Genomic DNA, 26,845 nt, shown 5'->3' on the forward strand with positions numbered 1-26,845 from the left:
CCGCAGGATAAAAAAACGCGGCAGACATAAAGTCTGCCACGCCTCTACCAGCGCAGTAGAGCGGTCACAAGAATGACGACAAGCATAGATATCCCCACCGGCCCTGTATAGCGATACACTCCCCCCAACCGCGAACAAAAGTATTCCCGGGTGAGGATTAGGCACAGATGCAACGGCGAAATAATGTACCCGATGGTCAGGCTGCCAAAGAGCAGGCCCAAGGCGGGAAGGTAGTGCTCCGCCGGCAAGAGCGGTACAAAAATCGGCAGCGCAATCGCCACCGTCGCTTCGTGGGAACCGGTGGCAATCCCCAATGCAAACGGAAGCACCAAGAGCAACAGCCACAAGGGAATCCCCGACTCCACCAAATCGGCAGCAAATGTATTAACCAGGCTGCTTGTGTGGAGCATTTCCTTAAAAATCATCACCCCGGGCACAACCAGCAGCATGCCCGGCCGCACACCCGGCGCCAGCATTGTCAAGCTGCGCTTCCGCAGAGCCGCAAGCATCCGGAATGCAAGTGGCCCCTGCCCCCCGGGCAGGACCAGGAGCGCACAAATTATCCCCGCCACCAGGGCCAGCGGAAACCAGAGCTCAACAATCAAGAACAGCGCCAGCACCACCAAGAGGGGCAGAAGGCTGACCAAGACCAAAGCCAAATCAGCCCTGTGAAATTGAAACGGTTGCTCACTGCCCTTGATCTTCCGCAGCAAAAACCACCAGGCAGCAACCATGCCGGCGAGTCCTGCCCACAGGTTCTGGGCCGCCAGAGTGGCCGGTGTCACATCAGCCAAAGCGGCAGCAAGAATGATGCTGGGGATTACCGGCAAGGCCACATACCAGAGATGGCGAAACACAATATTGATACCAGTCTTAAACTCCGGTGCCAGCTCTCCCCTGTCCCCTAAGCGGTCTACCAAAGGCGCAGACATCATAGCTCCACCGGGAACAGATAATGCCCCCATTACCATTGGTATCACAGTAAGCGCCCAGCGCGAATCACCGGCAGACAGGGCGAGCACTTTATCCACCAGCAAATCCAGAGTGCCGCTAGCGGTGAGTAGATGACCCAAAACACCGATTAAGACCACAACCAAGGTCAAGGTCCAGGTGTTGGCGTCCCCCAGGGCAGTAATCAATGCTTCCCAGGCGAGATCCAAAGGGACAGGCGCCAATAGCGCAAGGGCCAGGGCCCCCAGCATCATCGACAATCCCATATTCAGCTTGCGGCGCACGCAGTACATGATTAAACCAATCGCAATTATAACAGCAAAAAAACCCATCCAGTCTCTCCTCCTGCACTCTAGTATAATGCAAATTACTTCATAGGTCGACAGGCAGGAACCGGATATACGAAAGAAGAATAATAACTTATCAGCAGGTAAGGAGACGAGCCGTGGAAATTAAGCTACATAACTCAACTGTTAAACTGTATAACGAAGATTGTCTGTCGGGTATGAGGGCCCGGCTTGAGCCAAAGAGCGTAGATGTCATTGTCACCTCCCCCCCTTATAATATCGGGGTCAAATACAATCAATACGACGATAGCATCAGCCGTGATGATTACTTGCAATGGTTACATGAGTGGGCGCAGATATGTACTGAAATCCTCAGCGATGAAGGATCGCTATTCCTCAATATTGGCAGTAAACCCAGCGACCCCTGGGTCCCGTTTGAGGTGGCGACAGTAATGCGCGATGTTTTCCAACTTCAGAATGTAATCCACTGGATTAAGTCCATTTATATTGAAAATGACAGCTACGGCGATAAGACATCCCTCAGTGTTGGCCATTACAAACCGATAAACAGCAAGCGCTATGTGAACGACACCCATGAATACATTTTTCACTTTACCAAGACCGGCCGGGTGGAACTGGACCGCCTGGCCATCGGTGTGCCGTATAAAGACAAATCCAATGTCAGCCGCTGGCAGGGCGCCAAAGCAGATAAGCGCTGCCGGGGCAACACCTGGTACATCCCCTATAAAACGATCCAAAACCGCAATACCGAGCGTCCCCACCCCGCCAGCTTCCCCCCGGAATTGGTGGCCAACTGCATCCGTCTCCACGGCCTGGAAAAAAGCGCCCTGGTTTTGGACCCCTTCATGGGAATCGGCAATACCGCCCTGGCCTGTATTGACCTAAAAATTGACTGTGTGGGCTTCGAGTTGGATAAGGAATACTTTGATCAAGCCTGTCAGCAAGCCATGACCAGAATAACTTTGTTTGATTAAAACCATTCCCCGTCAGGGGAATAGTTTTTTTAACGCGTCCCTATCCTTCCAGCGTGCCTGCCGGTCCCGCTCAATTGCCCGGGCAATATCCTTGGCTTTAACAATTGGCAGCCAGATCAACACATCTAGATGCTGACGTCCCCAGCGCCTGGCCTCACTAAGTCTTTCCACATAGATATCCAGATGAGCGTTGGAAATTGCGCCACCCCGGTCTTCGACCACAAAAACTCCGCCGTTGGGTTTGTGGCTGAGCTCGGGAATGAAAATCCGGGTGCCAATGGGAATTTCCGGACCGGCGGCAACTGTGTGCCATTCCTTTGCCCGCGTCCCGCTATAAGTGATCCCGTACAGGGGATCGTCGGGATGTTTCTGGGTTGATTCATAGTCGGCGGTGTACGCGGTAATCTCCAAAATCGTCCATAGTTCGCGTAGATTGCTCATACTGCAACGCTCCCTTTCTCAGTACATGTTACGGACTTTCCGCCGGGGGGTGACGTTACAGGTTATATATCCAAAAAATACTTTGTAAGTTTCCAAAACCGTTTTTGCAAAAACGGGGTCTAATCTATGAACCGTAATAAGGGGGATGGAAAATGGATGCAGAATTTTTATCAGCTAAAGCCCGTTCGGGCGATGATAATGCATTTTTTGAGCTTATCCACGCGCGAAAAGAAATTCTTTACCGCACGGCTTATACATATGTAAGAAACAGAGATGATGCTCTGGATATAGTCAACGAAGCTGTATACAAGGCATATAGGTCTATCGGCAAACTCAAAGAACCCGCCCTTTTTAACACCTGGCTAATGCGGATTCTGATTATTTGCAGTCTTGATCACAAAAAAAAGTTTGGCAGGCTTGTGCCGGTTGAAGAACTACCAACAAATGCAAGCGATACTGTCACCCAGGATAATATAGAAAACCTTGATCTCTATTCTGCCTTGGGAGTTTTGGACGAAAACTGCAGGACTGTCATTATACTTAAATACTTCCAGGACCTGACCATTACTCAAATCTCTGAGATAATGCAATGCCCCAGGGCACAATCAAAACTTACCTGCATCGGGCCCTGAAAACCCTGCGGCTTGAATTAAATCGAATGCATAAGGATATGACCAGCCTACGCGAAGAATATGAAAACATTCCTGTCCCCAAGGAGTTGGATTTTGTCATTGAACAGGCAATCAAAAGGGGAAAGAATAGCAAACGGACACGCTTGTTAAGACCGTTGATTGCAGTTGCAGCCGCAATCTTGCTGTTTGTGGCATCGGTCAATCTATCACCAGCCTTTGCCAGTTATATAAGCAATTTGACTGGATTCGAAACCATCATTGATTTCATCCGCTTTGACCAGGGCCTTAGTCAAGGCATAGACAATGGCGCCGGCCAGGTTATCAATCAGTCGGTCACCGACCAGGGCATAACTTTAACCGTTGAAAGCGCTGTCTTTGATGGCCGCAAGCTTATGATTGCCCATGAACTAACTTCTCCTGATAAACCCGGACATTTGAGCCATTACAAACTGGATTTCACCGATATTGATGGCAACATCCTGCCCATTTCAGCAATCAGCACAACTTATCTGGGCAGTAAAGGCTTGCTGGAAATTTGGCATTATGGCAATCAACAACTACCCAAACAGATTATCCTTGACTTGACGTCAGTTAAACATCTTTATGGCAACGACAGAGAAATTATTGACGGTCAGTGGACGCTTGCCCTGGACCTGGATACCGAACTTGTCGTTCCCCCGACAACAGTGACAATAGATAAAGAAATTACTATTGAAGGCATCCCGGTTACCATTGAGTCCATCCACATCTACCCAACGGTAATCGACCTGGAACTTTCATCTGCTGTCAATCCAATGCATTTCTTTATAAACAGTAGGCTCGTGGATGAGGCAGGCAATGAACTAATCGCAACCGGCGGTAGGGCCGATACAGAGAATAATCGATATACCATGCAGTTTACCAGCAATTATTTCTTCGAAACTAACGAGTTGGCTTTGGTTTTTGATGGCGTTTATACCCAGGAAGATATATACCTGGAGATCGATATCGAAAATGAGCAAATCTATAATGATAGTAATTTGGACATAGAATTTTTGCGAAAAGAAACTATATCAAGGCCTAGCGGCGAAGAGATATACATTTGGTTTAGTTTTGACCGCACTTTTGATTCCAGTATCATATCATTTGAACAGTGGGGTTATGACCAGGCCGGTAATCAGATATGCATGGAACAGGGTCCAGCTCAAAACGTCAGCTACCTGGGAGATGAATACGCCCTTGTCTTTGCCCCTGAGCAATTACCGAAAACATTCAGGATCAAAGTCTCCATCAGAACCGAGGGCGCTTACAAACCTGTGCATATACCGCTCAACTAACTGCGGCAAAAGTACAAGCATATCCTTTAGACAACAATAAAAAATCTCAGGTTGGCAACCTGAGATTTTAATTTTGTAAACAAAAAAAGACGAGAACTCGCCTTTTAGTATTCAAATGGTGCCGGAGACCGGAATCGAACCGGTACGGGATTGCTCCCGAGGGATTTTAAGTCCCTTGCGTCTGCCTGTTCCGCCACCCCGGCATATAAAAAAATGGAGGCGGCACCCAGATTTGAACTGGGGATAAAGGATTTGCAGTCCTCTGCCTTACCACTTGGCTATGCCGCCTCGTATGGAGCGGAAGACGGGATTTGAACCCGCGACCCTCGCCTTGGCAAGGCGATGCTCTACCACTGAGCCACTTCCGCATATAAATGGTGCCGCAGGGCAGAATCGAACTGCCGACACGTGGATTTTCAGTCCACTGCTCTACCGACTGAGCTACCGCGGCAAAAAATATGGCGGAGCTGACGGGAGTCGAACCCGCGATCTCCTGCGTGACAGGCAGGCATGTTAGGCCACTACACCACAGCTCCAGCATTAACTATTATACACACCACTTAATTACCCGTCAAGCGGATAATAATAGGGAATAAATTACGTAAATTTTGTAATCCTGTTATTGTTCACCAATTTAATCCATTGTAAAACTGCCACCTTGATGCAGCCGAGAACTAATCTCCTCATTGCGCAAAAAATCATTGATTGCCTTTGAACTCCCAGGCTGCCTGGTCATTATTCCCCGCAACAAGGCCATGAGTCGTTGGCTCTGCAAATGCGGGGCAGATAACTCCTTCTCTAAAAGCTCAAAAACCTGTTCGAGCTCCCGACGTTTTTCGCCGCCGCTGTATTTACCGGCCATTGCCTCTACCTTTTGCTTTAAGTCAGTAAATGCCGCCTTCATTGCAAACACCTCCTCGTTTCCAGTTTAAGCATGAAAACCGCTTTGGTGCATACTATGCAAAAACAGGAAGGTTAGCACACATTAAAGTTTGTAATACTGTGCTTAAGAGGTGAATTTACATGCGACAGCTAATGCTTTGCACAATGTTGCTTTTAATGGCTTTGTGGCCCGGCCCGATTGAAGGAGCAATCACTGAAAACCAGACGGCGCCGGATTTAGAGCTTGAAGCGGAACGGTTATTTTTCGGACCAAACTTTCAAATGCAGGACAGCTTCCTTATTGAAGGCAGAGTAATCGAAGCGGGCTCTGATTACCTTGAGATTAAACAACATCTTGACAGCCCACCCCAGCCGGTTGAACCGAAAATCAACATGCATCCGGCAACACTGATCCAAATCCGCACGGTTGATTCCCAGGGAAAAATCAAAGACATCGAGAATAAACGCTGGGACATGATTAAGGCAAAAGAGCTAAAGAATCAGGTTATCTTAATCCTTTATCTGCCCCATTCAGAGACAGCGAAATCAATTATGATAATAGAGGAAATATAAAAAACCCCGCACTCGCGGGGTAATTTTTTAGTTTGGTGCGAGAGGTGGGACTTGAACCCACACGACTTACGCCACACGGCCCTCAACCGTGCCTGTCTGCCAATTCCAGCACTCTCGCTTGCAGTGATTATTATACGCAGTTTTAGTGTATGTGTCAACACCAATAGAATTATCAATTATTTTGCAAAATACCAGTTTTTACAATTTGATAAGTCAAAACCATTGACTGCAATCGCTTCAATATCCGAACTGACAATTACTATGCGCTGAGGGGCAAATAAAAATACAGAGGGCAGGTCGATGGCCAATTCATGCTGCAAATCCCGATATACCTGGAGCCGAACTTGTGGATTGGTTTTTTCGCGGCCAATCATTATCAGTTCATCTACAAGACTGTTGTTATAGCCACCATAGTTGGCCGCTGCCCCGGAGTGATATAGTTCATAGGGATCGGGCTCAGCTGTCAACGCCCAATTAAGCAACGCCAAATGATAATCACCGGGGATGATGCTGTCTTTCAACAATTCACTGTTGGCAAGGGGGTGAAGTTCAACCCCAAAACCCACAGCCTCTAAGTATTGCTCAATGTCGACCACCAGAGCCTCCGCCAGCGGATTATCACTGGGATAGGTAAGGGTCAACTCCAGGCGCTGCCAGACCGGCACTTCGCTGCCCACATTTCTGGCACGTATCCCGGAATCGTCAGTGAGCTCCCAGCCCGCAGTTTCCAAGAGTTCACGGGCAGTAGCGGGATCAAACTCATAATCCGGCGTATCCTCGGCATAAGCCCAGGAAGCCGGTGAAATCGGGCTGTCGAGAATTGTTCCATGGCCATGCAAATGCGTGTCGACCAAGGCCTGACGGTCGATGGCGTGGGCAACTGCCGCCCGGACACTTTTATTCCGCCAGAAATTTGACTGGGCGCCAAAGGCGCCGGCGCGGTGATTAAACCCCAGCGACCAATAGCTGCCGCTGCTTGGGGCGTACAAGCTATGTGTTTCTGAGACTTGATTATAGATTGCTTCCTTGTCTGCCGGCACATCGCCAACCATATTAACATCGCCCCTCACCAAGGCAGCTAGGGCCACGTCGATATTTTCAACAAAGCGGTAGTAGATGGTTTCCAAATATGGCAGCGGCGCCTGATGGTATCCGGTATTACGCTCCAGCTGTAGATAGTCTCCCGGTTGCCAGTCCTCAAGCTGCCAGGGCCCGGTGCCCACCGGTTCCCGATTTAGAGGATGGTCGTTAATATCAGTTAGCGCGTGATTATCCTCTGCCAGCAGGTGCCGTGGCAAAACAGGAATCATCAGATAATCAACAAATGGGCCAAAGGGTTTGGTCAATTTAAAAATAACTGTATGATTATTGGCAACTGTCACCGTATCCAGATAATCATGACCGTGCCGACGAGTAAACCCATCAAGCTCAAGTCTTCTCAACTCGGAAAAAGTAAAGGCGACATCGCTGGCGGTAAATGGTTCCCCATCATGCCAAAGGACATCCTCTTTCAAATGCACCGTCCAACTTAACCCGTCATCAGACACACTCCAACTCTGGGCCAGCACCCCAGCCAGTTGTTGTTCTTCATCGTATGTAAGCAGCGGTTCATAAATATTGGCGGCAACTTCCTGCACCAAGCGATCTCCACTGAGCAGCGGATTCAGATGCGTAGGCTCGCCCACCACCGCCTGGCTAAAAACACCGCCGATTGGTAAATCATCTCCACAGCCGGGTGCCGCAATAACAAGCAGCCCCATCAGTGCCGCAACACAAAACTTACTTATGCGCATAGCCCTCTCCCCTTAACAGAATTAATGTCCACTGCCGACAAAGAATCCCCGCTCGCTAAAATAATAACGCTGGTAGCGCCCCTGTGCCAACTCGACCTTGCCGAGGTAATCCCGGGTTTCGGGGTATGGAATCTGCTCCCGGTCTTCCATTTTTCCGCTCCAGACATCATCTTCCAGCCAGGAACGCACCTTCCCCCGGCCGGCATTATATGCGGCTAGGACCAAAGGCAAATCGTTGTCAAATTCCCGGGCCAGATTGTTGAGGTACCAGGTGCCCAACATAAGATTAAATTCCGGCTTCACCAACAAGTCCTCAATTTCTTCAGCCGCCACTGCCAACCCCATTTGCTCGCTGATCCATGTAGCGGTGGAAGGCAAAAGCTGCATCAGGCCGGTGGCGCCGCGCCGGGACACGGCATCAGCGCGGAAATTGCTCTCAACCTTTATAACCGCAGCGACCAAAGCCGGATCAAGATCATATTGCCCGGCTCGCTCCTCAATTAGTTCCCGATAGTGCAAAGGGTAGATAATTCTCCCTATCAGGGGCGAGTCAATTAACATATATACCAGTGACACAAGGATAGTAAAGGCCAGAATTCTGACCAGAATTTTTGGCATATGCTCAGAGCTTCCTTTGCTAATCAATCTTTGTATATTGTGCCCATAATTCCAGAATTCGCTCTCTGGTTTGACGTCTGGTGCCCATATTGTCAATCACAGCATCCGCCCGGGCAATTTTTTCTTCCACCGGCATCTGCGCCTCCACCCGTTGGACAGCCAGCTTACAATCCAGCTTGTCCCGATTCATGAGACGATTAATTTGCGTTTCCCTGTCTACAGTAACCACCCAAACTACATCCACCAAGTCGTCCGCCTTGGCCTCAAACAACAGGGCAGCATCCAGCACAATCGCCGGCACATCATCCTTTTGTTTATAATAACGGATTTTATCGCGTATATTGTCCATCATCCGGGGGTGAACAATGCTGTTCAGACGCTTCAGCTTTTCCGGTTGCCCAAACACCTTATTCCCCAGACGGCGACGGTTAATACTGCCATCGGGATTGAGAATCTCACGGCCAAATTCAGCAACAATCTCCCGCCAGGCCGGAGAATCCTTTTTCACGACAACCTTCCCCTCCCTGTCGGCGTCAATAATCACCGCCCCAAGTCGTTTCAAGACCTTGGCAATCGTCGACTTACCGCAGGCAATCCCCCCGGTAAGCCCAATCACAACCGGTTCATCCATATGTCCTCTCACCCCCGTTTTTTGTGGGTTACACTACAGATAAAAGTTACCTAACAAAATAACGAACATTATTGCTCCATACTACGGTAAACCTTAGTCACTTCTCCACAACTCTGCTTTCCGTATAGTATACCAAATATGCAACCCAAAGCATCATTATACCAAGATAAATTTAACCACACCCAGCCCGCAGATGATCAACCCCGGCAAAACCTGCAGCCGCTCCACCCATTTGGCGGCCGCAATCGACTCGCCCAAGGCAAATCCTCCGCCCACCAGCAGAATCTTCGCCCCGGCCACAGCCACCGCTGTCCATATAGGGGGAAAACCGGCCATGGCGGCGCCAAACCCAGCGCCAAAGGCGTCCAAAGCCAATGCCAGCCCCAGAACAACACCTTCCCGCACACTTATTGTTCCCGAACGGTCAAAATCTGCCCGCGCCGGTTCATCCAATAATCCCAACAAACCGCCTGCGCGATTCCGTTTGGAAAGCTGCTGCACCAACATTAAGGCGCCAAAAACCACAAGAATACCGCCACCAATACGGGCAGTAAACTCGGGGCTAAATAACAAAGAGATCAGACTGCCAACCGTCATTGACAGCAAAACGGCAGTTCCGGAAGCCAGCCCTAAAAGCACCAGAGAAAGAGGCGGCAACTTCATTTTCCCCAAACCGTAGGCGAGCCCAACACCAAATCCGTCTACACTGACGGCAAATGCAAGCAAAAGAACGGAGAAAAGAACCATATATCTCACCTTCCATACCAGACAGATTTCCTGTCAATTCCCTATCATAGTATGGAAGCTGAGACTCTGGTGTGCTTCAGGTCTGACAGCGGGGACAGTACACGCTGGAGCGCCCGCCAATTCTGACACTGGCCAGCCGGGCGCCGCACTCGCGGCAGGGTTCGCCGCTGCGTCCATAGACATTGAGTTTCTGCTGGTATTCGCCGCTGGTGCCCCGACCACTGCGGTAGTCACGAAAGGTTGTTCCTCGGGCGCTGATTGCTCCGCTAAGAACCTCGCGGATTGTCAGGCAAAGCGTTTCCGCTTCCGCAGCAGAAATGGAACTGGCCGGGCGCCGGGGATCAATGCCGGCCAGAAACAATGCCTCATCAACATAAATATTCCCCAGCCCGGCCACAACCCGTTGGTCCAGGAGCAGAGTCTTAACTGGGGCCCGACGGTTTGCGGCCCGGCCTAAAAGCCAGGTCGAGCAAAAATCATCGGCCAGGGGCTCCGGCCCCAAGTCGATGAAACCACCCAACTGAGTTTCTTCCCCCGGGTACCAGGCCCACATATCGCCAAAGCGGCGCAAATCGCAATACCATACAGTAGTCCCATCATCGAGCCGAAACCAGGCCCGGAGATACTTTTCCTCCTTGGCCAGGTTCAGGAGCAAACGGCCGGTCATTCGCAAATGAATCATCCAGGTGAGCTGCTGCTCCAAACCAATAACTATATATTTTCCCCTGCGGGTTACAGTGAGTATCTCCTTGCCTTCCAGGCGGCGACAAAACTCCGCTTGCTGGGGGAACCGAACCAGGAGCGGATCGTCCACAGTAACAGATTCAACCCGTCGTCCTATCAGATGCGGTTCCAAGTCGGCAACTACGGTCTGAACTTCCGGGAGTTCAGGCATTGCTGTCTGACTCCAGGACCAAGGGCGACATATCGTACCAGTTTGCGCCGTATTTCAAGTCAGCCACCAGCGGGACATCCAAATCTGCCACCTGCTCCATTGCCCGGCGCACCAGACGACCGGCCCACTGCAGCTCTTCATCGGGGACCTCCAAAACAAGTTCATCGTGGACCTGGAGCAGCATCCTTGTGACGATTCCCTCACTGTCCAGGCGTCGTTCCACCTCCACCATCGCCAGCTTGATAATATCGGCGGCGGAACCCTGGATTGGCGTGTTAATCGCCGTACGTTCGGCAAAAGAGCGACGTTGATAGTTGCGACTGTTAATCTCAGGCAGGTACCGGCGCCGGTTCCACAACGTGGTAACATAGCCTTGTTTGTGGGCAGTCTCCATGATTTGATCCATATACTCCCGCACCCCGGGATAGCGCTTAAAATAGGTGTCGATATATGCTTTCGCCTTCGCCCGGCTGATGCCCAGCGCCTGGGAGAGACCGAAATCTGTCTGGCCGTAGACCAGGCCAAAGTTCACTGCTTTGGCTGCCCGACGCTGGTCGTCATTTACCTGGTCTGGCGCCACTTCAAAAATCTCTGCCGCTGTATGGCGATGTATATCTTCGCCGGCGCGGAAGGCCTCAACTAGGCGGGTATCGCCGGCGATATGGGCAAGGATACGCAGTTCGATTTGGGAATAATCAGCGGCCAGCAGCCAGCGATAACCGCCCCCGGCCACAAACGCCTTGCGAATCCGGCGCCCTTCCTCCAAGCGGATGGGAATGTTCTGCAAGTTGGGCTCGGTGCTGGACAAGCGGCCGGTGGCGGTGACCAACTGGTTAAAGGTCGTATAAATGCGTCCGCTCTCCCGGTCCCACACGCCCTTGAGGCCGTCAATATAAGTGCTTTGGAGTTTGACCAGTTGCCGGTAGTCCATGACCAGGGGAATGATTTCGTGGTCGCCCTGAAGCGCCTCCAGCACCCCGCTGTCGGTGGAGTAGCCGGTTTTGGTCTTGCGCACTGGCGGCAAGCCCAGCTTGTCAAACAACACTTCTCCCAGCTGGCGGGGCGAGTTAATGTTAAATTCGCCATCAGCCAAAGACCAGATCTCCTGCTCGAGGCCGGATATCCGCTGAGCCAACTCTTCACCAATCGTCTCCAATTCCCGAATATCCACCGAAACTCCGTTCAGTTCCATCCGCGCCAGCACACGGGCCAATGGCAGCTCGATTTCCTGGTAAAGATCCGTCAGGCCTGCCTCTGCCAGTTCAGACTCCAGTCGCCGCCAAAGCCGGGGCAGCAGCCCGGCATGGTGGAGAATATATTCAGCATCTGCCTGCTCCGGTTGCTGGTCCAAACCGCCTTCGGTCCACACCCGCACCAGTTGGGGCACATCCAGGTTGCTACCCGGCTTTAGCAAGTATCCGGCCAATTGGCAACTTTCCACCCGGCAACGGACAAGCTCATCCTGTTCCAGGGCAAAGCGGTGCACCGCCTTGGCATCGTCGGTAATCAGGGTCTTGCCTTCGGTGGTTATAAATTTCAGTAGTGCAGGCTTGACAGCCGCAGCAGCATCCTCAACGCAGAGCCATGTCCTATCTTCCCGACCAATTGCGAAGCCAGCGGCGTTAAAGAGCACCGCCACACTGTCGCCGGCAAAAAGGGCATTAACTTCGCCAGGTTCGCTAAACGTTTCAAGCTCCAGCTGTGGCGCCTCCGGCGCCGATCGGGAAAGATTCAGTCGCTCCAGCAGCGTGTTGAATTCCAACTGTTTAAAGAGCTGGTAGAGTTTTTCCTCATCTGGCTCCGGCGCTGCCGGCGGCCACTCTATATCCACCGGGGCTGCCAGATCGATTGTCGCCAGCTCCCGGCTAATCTCCGCCTGTTCGCGGTACTGCTCCAGGTTTTGGCGCACCCGCACTTTCAGCTCTTCAATATGTTCATAAACGTTTTCCAGGGAACCGTACTGGGACACCAGCTTAATCGCAGTCTTCTCGCCGATTCCCGGCACGCCGGGAATATTATCAGAGCTGTCGCCCATCAACGCCTTGACATCGATGAGCTGCCGGGGCTCCACTTGGTAGCGTTCGAAAACTGCATCGGTATCGTAGAGCTTGATTTGGCTGAGGCCCTTTTGCGTAAGGATTACTTCGGTATCCGGAGCCACCACCTGCAGGATGTCCCGGTCACCGCTGACTATCCAGGCAAACATCCCCTCATTCCGAGCCCTGACAGCCAGGGTCCCCACCAGATCATCGGCCTCATAGCCCTGCTCACCGACAATTGGGATTCCCAGGGCTGTCAGCACCTCCTTGGCAATTGTGAACTGATCCCGCAACTCTGGCGGCATTTTCGGCCGGTGGGCCTTGTATTCGGCGAACTGCTCCTGACGCCGGGTGGGGCCCGGAAGATCAAAGGCCGCTACAATATAATCGGTGGGATAATCCTCCCGCAGTTTCATTAACATATTGATAAACCCATAAACTGCTCCGGTCGGCTGCCCGGCACTGTTTTCCAAGGGGGGCAGGGCAAAAAATGCCCGGTACAGCAAACTGTTGGCATCTATCAACATCAGTTTTTTACTCATCGTCCCAACTCCTTCCTAGCAAATATTTTCACCAGACCAGCTTAAAATACCTGCCGGTACACAAAAAAACCGGGCACAGCCAAAAGATGCTGTTCCCGGGCTCTAACGGGAATCATCATCCTGCTTTGTCTTTAACACCGCTGCCCGCCGCACCACATCCTTGCCGTAACGAGCAGAGAGTTGATCCATGGTTTCGGCGATTATCTGCTCCCGGCCGTCATCCGGCTCGGCAAAGAGGGTCAGCTGCTGGCTGCCGCCATGCCGGTTCAGGTTACTGGCCCCCACACCCAACAGGCGTAGACCGCGACCTCCGGTCGCCGCCTTCTCCCACAGTTCCACAGCCCGGGTATAGATGGGCTTTGTCAGCGCGGCGGGAGCAGATAAACTGCCCTGCCGAGTAATGGTCTTGAAATTGCCGAAGCGCAACTTCACGGTTACGGTTCCCGCTGTCAGGCCCTTCTTGCGCAAACGCCTGGCCACATCCTCGGAGAGGTCCAATAAAGTGGCCCTGATTTCGTCCTCATCACGCACATCCTGGGCAAAGGTGGTCTCACGACTGACAGACTTTACCCCGTGGCTGGTGACAACCCGTCGCTCATCCAGTCCCCGGGCCAGATGCCAGAGGTGCTCTCCCAGCTTGCCAAAGGCCGCCGTCAAAAGCGACTTATCCAGGAGCGCCAGTTGGCCGATGGTATCAATTCCCATCTCCCGGAGCTTGTCGCCGGTGCGTTCTCCCACGCCCCAAAGTTTGCCCACAGGCAGTGGATGCAATATCTCCTCTACCTGATTGGAAGGGATGACAGTCAGCCCATCGGGCTTATCAAGGTCGGAAGCCAGTTTGGCAAGAAATTTGTTGGCTGCCACCCCCACCGAACAGGTAAGGCCGGTCTCCTCGGCCACCGCTTGGCGGATGGCCCGGGCAATTTCTTGCGGTGGACCAAAGAGGCGCTCACATCCCCGGACATCGAGGAACGCCTCATCTATGGAGATGGGCTCCACCAATGGTGTATAGCGCTGAAAAACCTGCATGATTTGCTGGGAAACCGCGGCGTACTTTTGCATATTTCCCCGCATGAACACGCCCTGGGGACAGAGGCGCCAGGCCTGAATCAGGGGCATTGCCGAATGGATTCCATACTTCCTGGCCTCATAGCTGGCGGTGGACACCACCGAACGCACGTCACGGCGGGGATCGCCGCCAATTATCACGGGCTTGCCCCGCAGCTCTGGGTTATCCCGCATCTCAACTGCTGCAAAAAAAGCGTCCATATCGACATGGATAATCGGCGTGTCCAAGCAAACCACCTCCCATGCCAATTATACCAAACATAGGTTCGTCAGGGAAGCTAGTTTTTTATGCCAGGGGCTGCCAATCGTCCCGATGCAGCACATGCAAAGCGTAGCGGGCCCGAGAGCCGCCGACATACAAATCGGCGCGACTGCAGACCCGGGAATCGGGCCGGACGCCAATCAACATCACGATATCGGCCTCTAAGCCCTTAAACGCGCGGACGGTGCTGAAACGCAAAGCGTTGGGATCGGGATCGCCCACATTCCGCAGCGGCCAGTCCCGGATTTTCTGGACATCGGCAAGACAGCTCTTTTCGCGGCGGTTGGGCGAGAGCACGGTAATACGCCGGGGTTGAATCCCCTTGGAGACCAAGCGCCCGATTTCCTGGGCCAGCACCCTTCGCTGCTCCTCATCATCCCGCCAAGAATGGAAATGAATTTCGCCTGAATCCCGGAGTCCCATACGCAGACGAGCGCCGCTCAGGGGTTCAATCCAGTTCTGGCAAATGGATACTGTGTTGCGCAAATTTGTTGTAAGTCGGAATCGGGAGGCAGGAAGGCGTTCCAGCCCCGCCGGGTCAACTTCGAAAATGTTCTGGCTGCCATCGGCAAAGATGTAAAATTCCCCATCCTCCCGGAGCATTGCCTCGAGACAGGCAATCCAATGGGGATGGAAGTCCTGGCCTTCGTCCACAACCAGGGAATCAAACTTTTGTTGCGCAGGCGCAGAACTGAAATAGTCAAAACCGGCGTTGGGCAGCTCTTGCTCAAAATAATCATTACTGCGGGCAATATCGGCCGGCTTTCGCAGCCCGGTTACCTGCTCCAGCAGGCCATGAAAATGAAGCGCCGTCAGATTCGGAGAATCGGCCGGAAACTGCCGCGCCAGATTTTTGTTATAACAGGTCAGCAGCACTTTTTTGCCGGACTCGGCCAGCCGGCGGGCCTTTTCCACAGCCAGCATCGTCTTGCCGGTTCCGGCCGCGCCGTAAAAGATCATCCGCTTGTTCAGCTCGGTCTCCTCTAAAATTCGCTGCTGCTCATCGGTAAAATGAACAGCCAATCGGTCGGCAAAAGCCCGGATCTGATCCTCTAAGGTGTTATACACCCGAAAGCTGCGGTTCAGAACTCTGTCCACCAGCTGCCGGGCAGCCGCTGAATCTCGGCGCTCCCCAATGGTATTAAAGATCTCGGCGATTCGCACCGGAAAATTGTCCACATCCCGGTGCAAAAGCAGATTATGCTCCCGGATATAACCCGGCAGCTCACCGCTAACCCGACTGCAGTCGGGGAAACAAAGCACAAAATTAAACTTCAAGGGAAAGTATTGCGACGTCTGTGCCTGGTAACTCTTGGCCACAGCGTACATGGCGTTTCGGGCCTGCTGCACCGGATCCTTTTCCAGCTGACGGTAAACTCCGCCCCGGAATGCATGCCAGGCGCCGTTGAAATAACCCATTTCCCCTTTTTTGATTTCTACCACCAAAAATCCCAGGTAGGGGTGGACAATGATTAAATCTGCCTCCCAAACCACTGCGGCAGTAATCTGATTGGTGAACTTATACGAGTAAAACACCGTGTACTCAGAGGGCAGCTCCCGGGCCGCCATATACACCCGACGTTCACCCTCATTTTCAATCTGGGCCGGGTCCAGTTCTGGAATGAGCTGGGCCAAAAGCAATCACCTCCACCCAAGTATTCAGCAAGCAGTCTGAAAATTCCTGCCTCTATTCAGCCAACATTCCCCGAACGACAGAAACCGGTGTTTGGAAGTACTCAGCGATATCCTCTAAGCTCTTTCCCTGGCCCCGTAACCGCTGGGCAGTAACACTAAGCAATTCCGCCACTTCAAGGCAATGTCCGTCCGGATCAAGACAGCGGAATGCCCTCTGCTCCCAGGGATGGGTGATAATTGGATGTACAATTTCCACTCCGGCAGCCTGCAAACGTTCATAATCCGCCTCAATATCGGGGCTGTGAAACTCGATTTCGGCGCCGCCCCGGTTTGCAATCAATGCGTCTTCAGGTGACTGCCGGACGCTTTCTGCCGCTTCAGCTTCCGTCCACAGAGCGAGCCCGGACTTAAACCCGACCAGATAACCGAAGTCAATTTCAACTTCCTGGTCAAACAGCCGAGTATAAAACTCCCGGGAACGGTTTATGTCCTTGACAAAAAGAATCGTATACGCATACTTCATTGTTGGTTCTCATCCTTTCCTGACCAAATATATTCATAGCCAATACAGAGCCGGGGCTTAAGGGTATCATCGTCCTCAATCACAGTGTATTTAGACTGGATGCGCTCAAAATCCTCAGGTGCGCAAGAGCCGCGCATCCGCCAACAGGCAAATCCGTCGGCTTTGAACATTTCCTTTTGTTCCGGAGTTGGAAGCAGGGAAAGTTGCATGTGTCGGTCAATTTCCTTCATTCCCACCCGCTGATACCACTCTTGGGAGCGGGGCTCCTGACTGTACCAGATACTGCGCCTTACACCAAACTCTGAGAGCATCTCGCGATGGGCGGCGGTAAACAACTGCCAGCCCACGCCCCGACCCCGCCAGTCCCTGTGGACGCCAAACTCCCAAACAAAGCCGCAGTCCCGCTCCGGCTTCATGATCTCCGAGTCCACTTCGATGCTGATAAAACCAATGATTCGGCCATCTGCCTCCGCCACCAAATCCACCACTTTGCCGCTGGCATACTCCGGCTTTTTGTGGAGGACAATCCACCAGGCGCTGGAATCCACCATTACACTGGCGTGGACATCCAGCCAGTTCAGTTCATCGGATTTGTGGTACTGCCTGATATTTACCATATAACCGCCCCTAACTCGTTACCAGCTGCCGCTGTTTATTGAAATACTGACGATAGGCCAGCAAATTGACGATTGCCACCGTCAAAAACGGACTGCCCAAAAGCATGTACATAATCACAATCTGGAATTTTACTGCCGCCAGCGGTTCGGCGCCGGCCAGGATCATCCCGCTCATCCCCCCGGGCAAACTGACGATACCCACCACCTTGGCCCGGTCCACAACCGGCACCATGGCAGTCTCCACGGATTTTTGCAATGCGCTCCTGGCCGCCTGCAGGGGTGTGGCCCCAAGGGACAGTGCGGCTTCAACCCGGTTGCGATTGCCTTTTATTTCGTCATCGAGGCGCATCAGCGCCAGGGACGCAGCGTTCATAACATTGCCGATTACCATTCCGGAAACAGGGATGATGAACTGCCCCTCGAAGGGAATAATCCCAAATCCTGAAAGAATTAGGATTGTCACAAAGGTAGTCGCATAAATAGCGATACTACTGATCAGATAGGAATTGCGCACTTTCTCGCCCCGCTTGCCCGAGTTATAGGCAGCGACCCCTGCCATGATTGCCATGGTCAGCACTATCCAGAGCGGCGATTGCAGCTCAAAAACAAAAGTGAGAATATAACCTATGGCCAGAAGCTGCACGAAGGCCCTGACGGAAGAAATCATTATGTCTTTGCCCATACCTACTTTAAAATAACCAGAGAAATAGAGGGCAATCGCTACAAACACCAAAGACAACAATACTTGCCACGTACTGATATCACGCATTTTCGGTCTCTCCCTTCCCGTTCATGACCCGGTCCAGCAACTCCCGGTTGGCAAAAAACTCTTCCCGTGTGCCGCTAAACACAATCTTGCCCGCTTCCAAAATCGCGCAGCGGCTGGCGATACGTTCAATCTGGTTCAGGTTATGACTGACCAGTAAGATTGTCTTGCCATGCAGGCGGTTTAACTGGACTATCAAGTTCTCGATAAGTCTGGCCGCAGCAGGATCCAATGCGGAAGTGGGCTCATCCATGAGAATAATCTCCGGCGCCAACGCCAAAGTGCGGCCGAGATTAACTCGCTGCTTCTGTCCGCCAGAGAGATTTTCCACCGATTTATGCAGCATATCTTCGGGCAGGCCCACCATCTTTAACAGTTCCAGGGCTCTGGTTTCCTCTTCAACTCGTTTTAACCCCCGGAGCCGCAGACCATAGAGCAAGTTATCAATCACTGTTCCAGGAAAGAGCGAGGATTCCTGAAACACAAAGCCAACTTTATCCCGCAGCTCGCCAATATCCCAGGAATAGAGTGAACGACCTTCTAAAAGAATTTCACCACAACTGCTGTCGTCCAGACGGTTGACCAAGCGTAACATACTGCTCTTACCTGCCCCCGATGGGCCGGCGACAGCAAAAATATCGCCTTGGTTTATCGTAACTGTGATATTCTCGAGGATCTGAACCGAATTTCCTTGTTCATCTTTTTTGTCCATACAGGCATTTTTAAAACTTAAAAGTTCCATCTTTGGCCTCCTGTCCTTAGTGCTACTATATAATGATATCTTATCTTCGCTAAACAAGCGAAAAATCCTGTATGAGAAATCGTTAAACATCCCGATAGAACTTTAAGAAATTTTTGGGCCGGATAGCTCTTTTATCAAGCGGGAAATTTAAAGCTAGAGAAAAAAACAGAAGTGGGATGATTGGACAATGATTTCCCGCAAGTTAGCTGCTTTAGCGAAGCGCTGCAACCTGCCTTTTCAAGGGGATAAAGATATAACCGTCCGCGATATAACCAACAACTCCCGGGAGGTCAAGCCCGGCAGCCTTTTTATTGCCATTTGCGGATACAGCGATGACGGCCACGAATATATCAACGATGCTGCCCGGCGGGGCGCCTGTGCCGTCGTTGTACAAAAACCGTGCCCTGACTTAGCAATACCCCAGATTCTCGTTTCCGACAGTCGCAAGGCCCAGGCGAATCTGGCCTGCGAATTTTTTGACAACCCCTCAAAGGAATTGACCATGGTCGGTATTACCGGCACCAATGGCAAAACCACCAGCACTTTTTTGGTCGATTCAATCTTACGGACTGCCGGAATCCGCACAGGCATTATCGGAACTCTATATAATAAAATTAACGGCGAAATTCTCCCCACCAGTCATACAACACCTGATGCAATTGCCTGTCAACGCTTGCTCCGGCAAATGGTGAATGCCGGTGTCACCCATGTTGTCATGGAAGTTTCTTCCCATGCCCTGGTGATGAAGCGGGTGGACGGCGTGGAGTTCGCTGTCGGGGCGATTACAAATATCAGCCCGGATCATCTTGATTTGCATACCGACATGGATGACTATATACGTTCTAAACAGCTGTTGTTTGAGATGCTTCCCCCCAGCGCCTGGGCTGTATACAACCTTGATGACATGCAGGCAACCCGTGTAGCGCTACGCACAAAGGCGCAACTCTTTAGTTATAGCAGCAACCAACAGGCGGCGGCCGGCCTGCGCCTCACCCGCCAGCATGGCCTTAACCCCGCCAGCGCCACTTTTGCCGGCGAGGACATTATCATCAGCACAAAAATCCAAATTCCCGGCCAACACAATTTGCAAAATTGTCTGTTGGCTGCAGGCGCCTGTCTCTGTCTTGGCGTTGACCAACCGGCGATCGAAACCGGGATCAGCCAGTTCAAAGGTATCTTCAGACGCTATGAAACAATTTATGACAAAGACTTCCGGGTCATTGATGACGCCACCCATAATCCCGGCAATATGGACGCGGTGTTTAGCACCCTCTCCCAAGAGAGCCCGGAGGGCTTGATAGTAGTTTATGCAATTCGCGGCAATCGCGGCAAGGAGATAAACTCTGAAATCGCAGCCACCCTGCGCCGCTGGGTAACGCGGCTCAAGCCCCGTAAAGTAATCATCACAGCATGCACAGATACAGCCAGTCCGCTGGACCAGGTCCAGCCGGAGGAAGAGGAAGTCTTTCAAAAAAAACTGGCACGGCTGGATGAACAGGTTGTTTACTCATACAAACTTAGGGATGCCGTGGAACTGGCAGTGAACTTGGTCCGCTCAAATGAGACAATTTTACTGCTGGGCGCCCACCCTATGGACAATGTCGCCCAATTATTCAGCAACATTATTGGGGAAGATGTGAATACTTTGCCCCGGCCGCCCCAATTCGGCAGCGCAAAAACCCATTGACTTATTTCCCCGCTTCCCATATAATGTAACCAAACATACCCCCTCAGGGTATGAAAGCATTCTAAGGTGGTGAATCTCTGTGATTGAAGTAACTCCCAAGGCAATTGCTGAGTTAAAGAAAGAGCTGCCTGCGGACCAAGCCTATGTCCGCTTATACGTTGCAGCCGGCTGAGGTGGTCCCCAGTATAAACTGGCTCTGGAAGAGTCAGCTCAGGAAAGTGATACTGTGTTTGATGTCGAAGGTATCAATTTTGTTGTCAGCGAGAAGCAGCAACATTATTTTGAAGATGTCAAACTAGATTTCACCGAAAACTTCTTTGGCAGTCCACAATTCCGGTTTTTGCGCATGTAGCACATAAACACTCCCCAGCAATATTTTGAGCTGGGGAGTGTTTTTTATTGTTTACGGGCCGTAAGCTCCCGAAATTCAGCATCTAGTTCCTGGTACCTGGGATCATCGGAGCTGAGGCCGGAGAGCTCACCCAGCACCCGGGCCAGTCGGGTCTCAAGCAGCAGTTTATCCTCCACCGCCGGTGCACTTTTCTGGCCATCTTCGCTAACACCGGCCTCAGAGCGAAAAATCCCCTGTTCCGCGAAGACCAGTAATTTATCGCAGATCTTTTCCAACAGGTAGCGATCATGGGTGACCAAAATAATCGTGCCGGTAAACTCCTCCAGGGTTTGCTCCAATTGCTCGCGGCTAGGCAGGTCGAGATGATTAGTGGGTTCATCGAGAATCAAGAGCTCAATCTCCTCCAAGATCAACCGCGCCAATTTAATCCGGGTCCTTTCTCCCAAGCTCAGGGAGCCAATCGACTTTTCCAACATTGGGGTGGTAAAGCCCATATTCGCCAGCATCGTGCGGACCTGGGCGCCTCCCTGGCCCCGGGCATCGAGATAATCCAGCGCGCAGATATCAGTCGCTAAATCAGTGACCTCCTGGCTCAGATAGCCTATTCGGACACTGGGACTCACCCAGAGCTCGCCATCTGTCAGCGCTTCATTGCCCATAATCATCCGGAGCAGCGTCGTCTTTCCACAGCCATTGGGACCCCGCAAGCCAATCCGGTCGCCCCGTTGAATAAAGAAATCTGCATCCTTAAACAATACGCGACCAGCATAGAACTTGCCCAGCTTTTCCACTTCGATAATCCGGCGTCCCCGTTTGCCGGCGGCATCAAACTCAAAATTCACTCGCGCCTCTTCCCGGGGTCGTTCTACCCCTTCGGTGCGCATCTTTTCCAGCATCTTCAGTCGCGATTTTACCTGCTGATCTTTCTTTTTTGCCTTCACCCGATCAGCTTCCTTGACGCCCATGCGCATATCCGACGTTTTGCCGGCGTCCCGGTGGGCTTTAGCGGACCAGTTTTTCAAACGGGCAATATCTTCCTCCAGGCGGCGCTCCCGCTTTTCCTGGCTTTCATACTGATGGAGCTGACTCTGGTAACGGCGTTCTTTCTCATCCCGATAGGCGCTATAGTTACCGGCATATGAAACCGCCTCTCCCGCTTCCAGTTCGATAATCCTCGTCACCGTCTGGTCAAGAAACCAGCGGTCATGGGAGATCACCAGGACTGTTCCCGCAAAGTTGCTCATCTGTTGGACCAAATACTCAACGCCCTGGAAGTCCATATGATTAGTGGGTTCATCGAGAATCAACATGTCGGGGCGCAAGCTCCAAATTTCAGCCAGCGCCAACTTTGTGCGTTCGCCACCGCTAAGATGTCCAAAGCGCTTGTCTTCCCATTCCCGAACCGACTTCAGCCCCAGCTGCCCCACTGTCTCCATAAGTGTGCCCGCCTGACCTTTGTCCAGCATTGCCTGGTAACTGTGTTCGCTGTACGCGGTGGCCTGGCGCAGGTAACCAATCCGCAATGCAGACTTGTAGCGAATGACCCTGCCGCCGTCTGGCTCCATATTGCCATGGAGAAGATTGGCCAAAGTAGTTTTGCCAGCGCCGTTTGCCCCACCAAACCGATGCGCTCCCCCGGGTTTATATCCAAATTTGCATCCTTTAAAACTGTTAGCTCTCCGAAGCTCTTTTTCAGCTTGCGGACACTGAGCAAAGTCATAATATCACCTCGTTAGTAAATAACATAATTTGTAGAAGTCTCTGCCCCGCATCCGGCGCAAGAAAAAAAGGCCGTACCGAAATACAGCCTTCTTTCCCCTAAAAAGGGTACAGAAAAGCCGCGCACAGGCACGGCTTTATATGCAAAAGGTGAAATTGCCGGTGTTCTCAGCGGGAACAGTAAAATAAACATGGCTATGCATGTCAGAGCAGTGTTCCCCGGTATAAAATTACCGTTAAAAAGCTAAGAACTTAATGAACATCAGCAGCAGTTCTCCTTTCGATTTCTAAGCCAATTATACCACCGGGCAAGGAAATGGTAAAGCCGGTCAGTCTTTGTTAGCAAACTGTAATTCCGGTTGACAAATACAAATCAAACTGCCATACTGTAATTAGTAATAATTCCTGATAGGCGAAAGGAGCAGAACAATGACAATTCAAATTGGCGAAGCTGTAAAGGCCTTCACCCTTAAAGACCAAAATGATAAAGAATTCAACCTCACCGAGCATAAGGGCAAAAAGGTATTGCTATCCTTTCATCCCCTGGCCTGGACCCCGGTCTGTGCCAAGCAGATGCTGGCCCTGGAAAAACATAGCGATACTTTTAATGAACTGAACACAATCGCAGTTGGCATTAGTGTTGACCCGGTCCCCACTAAATCTGCCTGGGCCAAAGACCTCGGAATTGAGCGGACTCAGCTGCCCAGCGACTTCTGGCCCCATGGGCAACTGGCCCGTGAGTTGGGAATTTTCCGGGATAAAGAAGGGTTCTCCCAGAGAGCGAATGTGATTCTTGATGAAAATCATCGGGTCGCCTGGGTCAAAACCTATCCACTGCGGGAAGTCCCGGATATCGAGGAAGTACTTGCAGCCCTAAAAGCTATCTAAATATTAAAGCAGTGTGGACGTGAATCCACACTGCTTATTGTTTTACTGAACAAACTGGTTGAAGACCGCTTCAATTCCCTCAGCGTCAGGATAAATTGCGTAAAGGATGAAGTTCCCGGCTTCAGCGAAAATAATGTTTTCTACTTTTTCAGCCTGATCCGCCAGATAGTCCTGCCACATTTCCAGTTGAGCCGCATGCTCCGCTTCCAGCACTTCCCGGACAGCATCCAGTTCACCTTCAGCCGCTTCGATGACGATAATTTGGTCCGAGTTCAGCATCATGCTGGCACGAATCTGGAAACCTGCTACAATCAAATCCCGATCCAGCTGGGGCAGGACAAAATCAATTTCCTCATCATTGGTAAGGTCACCAATAACATAGCCAGGTAACTCTTCGATTTCAAACTCTTCCTCACCATAGCCTATTTCCTCGAGGTCTTCGATAATCCGAGCTTTCACTGCCTCAATGATCTCGTCAACAGAAGCATCCACAGAAGGATTGCCTGCAGGCGGATTATCGGGCGCCTCCGGGCTGCCACCGCAGCCAACCAACAAAATACCGGTCAACATAATTGCGAGAACAGGGAATATTTTTTTCATCTAAAACTCCTCCTTTGCTCTATTCAACTATTTAGATGTTTTAAAGGAAAAAAAGGTTCGCAGTGTCGAGATAATTTTTACCGGAACCTCACCAATTGGTTATCCCGGGAGAAAGCTGAGATATTGTACAGGAACAGGGCCTGATCAAATTGTTCCTCTTCCAGATAGGCCGCCAGCGGTCGATCAAAAAACCTGAGGTCGATAACGTGTATCTCCTCATAATGGGCGGTAAGGTAGGGAATCAGCACATGGGCGTACGAGTCTTTGAACATCAACAGCTTTTTCCCATTGCCTACATCACTGGTGATGATTGTCTGGGGATGGTTACCGTCCAGAAACAGCGAATATTGGTCCCGAGTGTCCAGGTGATGGGTAAAAAACAGCTTATTGTAACGTCCCTCTCGATCGTTAAACCAGACATCGACTGAAATAGGATTTAGGGGCCGCAAGATTTCAATAGTATCGCTCTCCAGCCAACGGTTGTTGGCCCGGGAAAAATAAGTTCCCCAAAACTCCGTGCTCACAATTTCAGCCGTGAAGTCCGACAGGGGCAAAGGCGTAAAACCCAGGGCCGGAGCCAACTTCGCATAGGCATAATATGCCCCGCGCATAGTCCAGTGGTGGTCGGTGCGGAAATATAGATATTCATCCCGATACTCCCTGAGGGCCCCGTGAACTGAGACAAACTCAATCGCCGGTTCAATTTCTGCCGCCACTTTTTCCTTCACTGCCAGCTGATCATAAACGGTTGCATACCGGGGCAGATATTCCGGATAAACGGCAATTGAATTTGGTGCCAGAAGCATGTGCACTGGCAACTCACCTGCCAGTTGGGCGAAGCGATTCAGCTGGCGGATATTAGTGTCCAGCGCCGCGCCCGGTTCCCGATAATGCTCAAACAAAAAACCATTTCTGCCGAAGTAGATACCGTTGTTTTCGGTCCGCAATAGCGCCCGCTCGATATCTGCCTTTGCCAGCACCCAGCGGTCGCGACCGGCAAACTCATCGGTGATATACTCTTCGAACTGGCGTGAAAACCGCCCCGATATAATATTATCGACACGTAGTTCCGGGCGCCGAGCCAGATAGCGATTCTCGCGCTCAGAAAAGGCCCGGTCGGGAGTGAGTAAATTGATTAACATCATCCCACCCAGAAAACTGACAAATAGAGTCACAATCAGCTTATCTGAAGTCTTGGGCATTGAGTTCACCACCTAGAAGCGAAAGTAAAGAAACGGATTGTACGTAGCATCCACCAGGTAGGCCGTGGACGCAATTAAAATCAAGAAATAAATTGCTGCCACCACCACAGCCTGCCCCAACTCCTTACGAGCCAGCCAACTCTCCAGGCGCTCCCAGAGCTTGTTGGGAAGGGGTGTTGAGCCCAGAACCAGCGCTGTCAACAGCAGCCCGTTGCTTAGTGCATAATACAAAAACCTGGTGTCCCAGAGAGCATTGCCAGAGAGCCCGAACATAACCTGCAAATACTCTAGACCGCCGGCAAAGTCCTCAAACACGAAGAGCACCCAGCCCAGGAATACTGCCAGCAACAGATAACCATGCTGGAAACCCCGGGGCAGTCGGGCCAGCAGGCGGGCAAAGAACAATTTCTCGATACTAATCAACGCACCGAAATACAAGCCCCAGAACATAAAATTCCAACTGGCGCCATGCCAGAGACCGGTGAGCAGCCAGACCACAAACAGATTGCGGAACAGTCCCAGCCTGCTGCTCCGGTTTCCCCCCAGGGGAATGTAAAGGTAATCCCGGAACCAGGCACCCAAAGATATATGCCAGCGTCGCCAAAATTCTGTAACTGAGCGGGAGATATACGGGTAATTAAAGTTCTCTAGAAACTTAAACCCAAACATATTGCCCAGGCCAATAGCCATATCGGAGTAACCGCTGAAATCAAAGTAGATCTGAAAACCGAACGCAACTATCCCCAACCAGGCAGTTAACACCGGCAGCTCTCCCGGCGCAATCTGCTGGATCTCACTCCAGAGCAAGCCGATGTTGTTGGCCAGAAGCACCTTCTTGCCCAGACCGACCACAAACCGCTTCACTCCCTGGGCGAAACGGTCGATACTCTCCCGACGGCCAGTCAGCTGAGCGGCGATATCCCGATAGCGAACAATCGGCCCGGCAATCAGCTGGGGAAACATAGAAATATAGGCCGCAAAGGCAATAAAGCTTCTTTGCACCGGGGCTTGCTTCCGGTAGACATCGATGGTATAGGACATTGTTTGGAAAGTATAAAAAGAAATGCCAATCGGTAGTGGCAGATCCAGACTTGCCAATTCAATACCTACAAGTAAGTTAAGATTGGCAACCAGGAAATCGGCATATTTAAAGAAGCCAAGCAAGCCGAGATTGACCAGAACTGAAGAGGCGACAACATACTTAGCCCTGTGCCGGAACCGGTCAATCAAAAGGCCATGGCTATAATCTACAATTGCCGAAAATATCATTAACACAATATACACTGGTTCCCCCCAGGCATAAAAAAACAAACTAAGCACAAACAGAATCAAATTTCGCCAGGGGCGGGGGGCCAGATAGTACAAGAACAAAGCTGCGGGCAAAAAATAAAACAAAAATAAAAGACTGCTAAAAACCAATTTAATCACATCCACTCGCTGCA

General features: G+C 51.4%; 25 protein-coding genes, 6 tRNA genes and 2 pseudogenes. 8 read left to right on the top strand and 25 right to left on the bottom strand.

The features are described 5' to 3' along the window. Positions 1-44 precede the first annotated feature (44 nt). Positions 45-1,283 (bottom strand): DUF401 family protein, encoded by a 1,239-nt coding sequence (locus tag FH749_12120; protein MTI96209.1) that lies wholly within the window; start codon positions 1,281-1,283, stop codon positions 45-47. Positions 1,284-1,456: 173 nt separating this feature from the next. On the opposite strand from FH749_12120, the gene FH749_12125 reads away from it, so the two are divergent. Further along, positions 1,457-2,233 (top strand): site-specific DNA-methyltransferase, encoded by a 777-nt coding sequence (locus FH749_12125; protein MTI96210.1) that lies wholly within the window; start codon positions 1,457-1,459, stop codon positions 2,231-2,233. Positions 2,234-2,245: 12 nt separating this feature from the next. Here the strand turns inward: FH749_12125 and FH749_12130 are convergent, their stop codons facing one another. Next, complete coding sequence (locus tag FH749_12130) at positions 2,246-2,674, bottom strand: hypothetical protein (protein MTI96211.1); 429 nt, start codon at positions 2,672-2,674, stop codon at positions 2,246-2,248. 152 nt (positions 2,675-2,826) lie between these two features. Here FH749_12130 and FH749_12135 point away from each other — a divergent pair. Together FH749_12135 and FH749_12140 are read left to right on the top strand one after the other, a co-directional pair. Continuing rightward, positions 2,827-3,326, top strand: a pseudogene (locus FH749_12135) (sigma-70 family RNA polymerase sigma factor). A gap of 6 nt (positions 3,327-3,332) precedes the next feature. Continuing rightward, positions 3,333-4,622: a DUF4179 domain-containing protein gene (locus FH749_12140; GenBank protein MTI96212.1), complete on the top strand. Its 1,290-nt coding sequence runs from the start codon at positions 3,333-3,335 to the stop codon at positions 4,620-4,622. Between the two features lie 116 nt (positions 4,623-4,738). Here FH749_12140 and FH749_12145 read toward each other — a convergent pair. From FH749_12145 to FH749_12170, 6 genes are all read right to left on the bottom strand, one after another. Continuing rightward, a tRNA-Leu gene (locus tag FH749_12145) sits at positions 4,739-4,825 on the bottom strand. 11 nt (positions 4,826-4,836) lie between these two features. Further along, positions 4,837-4,910, bottom strand: a tRNA-Cys gene (locus tag FH749_12150). Positions 4,911-4,915: 5 nt separating this feature from the next. After that, positions 4,916-4,990 (bottom strand) — tRNA-Gly (locus tag FH749_12155). 7 nt (positions 4,991-4,997) lie between these two features. Then, a tRNA-Phe gene (locus FH749_12160) sits at positions 4,998-5,073 on the bottom strand. Positions 5,074-5,081: 8 nt separating this feature from the next. Continuing rightward, positions 5,082-5,158: transfer RNA gene (locus FH749_12165), tRNA-Asp, on the bottom strand. A gap of 98 nt (positions 5,159-5,256) precedes the next feature. Further along, positions 5,257-5,526, bottom strand: a complete 270-nt coding sequence (locus tag FH749_12170; GenBank protein ID MTI96213.1) for a hypothetical protein — start codon at positions 5,524-5,526, stop codon at positions 5,257-5,259. 119 nt (positions 5,527-5,645) lie between these two features. On the opposite strand from FH749_12170, the gene FH749_12175 reads away from it, so the two are divergent. After that, positions 5,646-6,077 (top strand): hypothetical protein, encoded by a 432-nt coding sequence (locus tag FH749_12175; GenBank protein ID MTI96214.1) that lies wholly within the window; start codon positions 5,646-5,648, stop codon positions 6,075-6,077. A 33-nt stretch (positions 6,078-6,110) separates the two neighbouring features. On the opposite strand, the gene FH749_12180 is transcribed toward FH749_12175, so the two are convergent. From FH749_12180 to FH749_12240, 13 genes are all read right to left on the bottom strand, one after another. Beyond that, positions 6,111-6,195: transfer RNA gene (locus FH749_12180), tRNA-Leu, on the bottom strand. 58 nt (positions 6,196-6,253) lie between these two features. Then, a complete protein-coding gene (locus FH749_12185; protein MTI96215.1) occupies positions 6,254-7,870 on the bottom strand; it encodes a hypothetical protein in 1,617 nt (538 codons plus the stop codon). Between the two features lie 21 nt (positions 7,871-7,891). After that, positions 7,892-8,488 carry a lytic transglycosylase domain-containing protein gene (locus FH749_12190; protein ID MTI96216.1) on the bottom strand — a complete coding sequence of 199 codons (597 nt, stop codon included), beginning with the start codon at positions 8,486-8,488 and terminating at the stop codon, positions 7,892-7,894. Between the two features lie 19 nt (positions 8,489-8,507). Continuing rightward, positions 8,508-9,119 carry a dephospho-CoA kinase gene (locus tag FH749_12195; protein ID MTI96217.1) on the bottom strand — a complete coding sequence of 204 codons (612 nt, stop codon included), beginning with the start codon at positions 9,117-9,119 and terminating at the stop codon, positions 8,508-8,510. 156 nt (positions 9,120-9,275) lie between these two features. After that, positions 9,276-9,866 carry a sporulation membrane protein YtaF gene (gene ytaF, locus FH749_12200; protein ID MTI96218.1) on the bottom strand — a complete coding sequence of 197 codons (591 nt, stop codon included), beginning with the start codon at positions 9,864-9,866 and terminating at the stop codon, positions 9,276-9,278. A 76-nt stretch (positions 9,867-9,942) separates the two neighbouring features. Continuing rightward, positions 9,943-10,761, bottom strand: a complete 819-nt coding sequence (gene mutM / locus FH749_12205; GenBank protein ID MTI96219.1) for a bifunctional DNA-formamidopyrimidine glycosylase/DNA-(apurinic or apyrimidinic site) lyase — start codon at positions 10,759-10,761, stop codon at positions 9,943-9,945. Further along, complete coding sequence (gene polA, locus FH749_12210; protein ID MTI96220.1) at positions 10,754-13,342, bottom strand: DNA polymerase I; 2,589 nt, start codon at positions 13,340-13,342, stop codon at positions 10,754-10,756. Before polA ends, mutM begins: the two co-directional genes overlap by 8 nt. A gap of 102 nt (positions 13,343-13,444) precedes the next feature. Further along, positions 13,445-14,638, bottom strand: coding sequence for a DNA polymerase IV (gene dinB / locus FH749_12215; protein MTI96221.1), 1,194 nt, complete (start codon positions 14,636-14,638; stop codon positions 13,445-13,447). Positions 14,639-14,696: 58 nt separating this feature from the next. Continuing rightward, positions 14,697-16,307 (bottom strand): hypothetical protein, encoded by a 1,611-nt coding sequence (locus FH749_12220; protein ID MTI96222.1) that lies wholly within the window; start codon positions 16,305-16,307, stop codon positions 14,697-14,699. A gap of 52 nt (positions 16,308-16,359) precedes the next feature. Further along, positions 16,360-16,830, bottom strand: a complete 471-nt coding sequence (locus FH749_12225) for a glyoxalase (protein MTI96223.1) — start codon at positions 16,828-16,830, stop codon at positions 16,360-16,362. After that, a complete protein-coding gene (locus FH749_12230) occupies positions 16,827-17,447 on the bottom strand; it encodes a GNAT family N-acetyltransferase (GenBank protein MTI96224.1) in 621 nt (206 codons plus the stop codon). The genes FH749_12225 and FH749_12230 overlap by 4 nt, the downstream gene beginning before the upstream one ends. 10 nt (positions 17,448-17,457) lie before the next feature. Continuing rightward, on the bottom strand, positions 17,458-18,216 hold the full coding sequence (fetB, locus tag FH749_12235) for an iron export ABC transporter permease subunit FetB (protein MTI96225.1): 759 nt from the start codon (positions 18,214-18,216) through the stop codon (positions 17,458-17,460). Then, the gene (locus FH749_12240; protein MTI96226.1) at positions 18,209-19,045 is read right to left on the bottom strand and encodes an ATP-binding cassette domain-containing protein; all 837 of its coding nucleotides are present in this window, start codon (positions 19,043-19,045) and stop codon (positions 18,209-18,211) included. Before FH749_12240 ends, fetB begins: the two co-directional genes overlap by 8 nt. Positions 19,046-19,142: 97 nt before the next feature. Here FH749_12240 and FH749_12245 point away from each other — a divergent pair, with 97 nt between their 5' ends. The 3 genes from FH749_12245 (at position 19,143) to FH749_12255 (ending at position 20,994) form a co-directional block, all read left to right on the top strand. Further along, positions 19,143-20,642 carry a UDP-N-acetylmuramoyl-L-alanyl-D-glutamate--2,6-diaminopimelate ligase gene (locus tag FH749_12245; protein MTI96227.1) on the top strand — a complete coding sequence of 500 codons (1,500 nt, stop codon included), beginning with the start codon at positions 19,143-19,145 and terminating at the stop codon, positions 20,640-20,642. 79 nt (positions 20,643-20,721) lie between these two features. Further along, a complete protein-coding gene (locus tag FH749_12250; protein ID MTI96228.1) occupies positions 20,722-20,814 on the top strand; it encodes an iron-sulfur cluster biosynthesis family protein in 93 nt (30 codons plus the stop codon). A gap of 18 nt (positions 20,815-20,832) precedes the next feature. After that, the gene (locus FH749_12255; protein ID MTI96229.1) at positions 20,833-20,994 is read left to right on the top strand and encodes a hypothetical protein; all 162 of its coding nucleotides are present in this window, start codon (positions 20,833-20,835) and stop codon (positions 20,992-20,994) included. Between the two features lie 44 nt (positions 20,995-21,038). Here FH749_12255 and abc-f read toward each other — a convergent pair. After that, a pseudogene (abc-f, locus tag FH749_12260) lies at positions 21,039-22,714 on the bottom strand (ABC-F type ribosomal protection protein). 428 nt (positions 22,715-23,142) lie between these two features. On the opposite strand from abc-f, the gene FH749_12265 reads away from it, so the two are divergent. Beyond that, on the top strand, positions 23,143-23,601 hold the full coding sequence (locus FH749_12265) for a redoxin domain-containing protein (protein ID MTI96230.1): 459 nt from the start codon (positions 23,143-23,145) through the stop codon (positions 23,599-23,601). Positions 23,602-23,643: 42 nt separating this feature from the next. Here the strand turns inward: FH749_12265 and FH749_12270 are convergent, their stop codons facing one another. From FH749_12270 to FH749_12280, 3 genes are all read right to left on the bottom strand, one after another. Then, on the bottom strand, positions 23,644-24,201 hold the full coding sequence (locus tag FH749_12270; GenBank protein ID MTI96231.1) for a DUF4358 domain-containing protein: 558 nt from the start codon (positions 24,199-24,201) through the stop codon (positions 23,644-23,646). 77 nt (positions 24,202-24,278) lie between these two features. After that, entirely contained in the window at positions 24,279-25,403 is a 1,125-nt protein-coding gene (locus FH749_12275) for a hypothetical protein (protein MTI96232.1), read from the bottom strand. Positions 25,404-25,415: 12 nt separating this feature from the next. Then, positions 25,416-26,822, bottom strand: coding sequence for an MBOAT family protein (locus tag FH749_12280; GenBank protein MTI96233.1), 1,407 nt, complete (start codon positions 26,820-26,822; stop codon positions 25,416-25,418). Between the last annotated feature and the right edge of the window lie 23 nt (positions 26,823-26,845).

This window comes from Bacillota bacterium, from assembly GCA_009711825.1.
Taxonomy (GTDB): Bacteria; Bacillota; Proteinivoracia; order UBA4975; family VEMY01; genus VEMY01.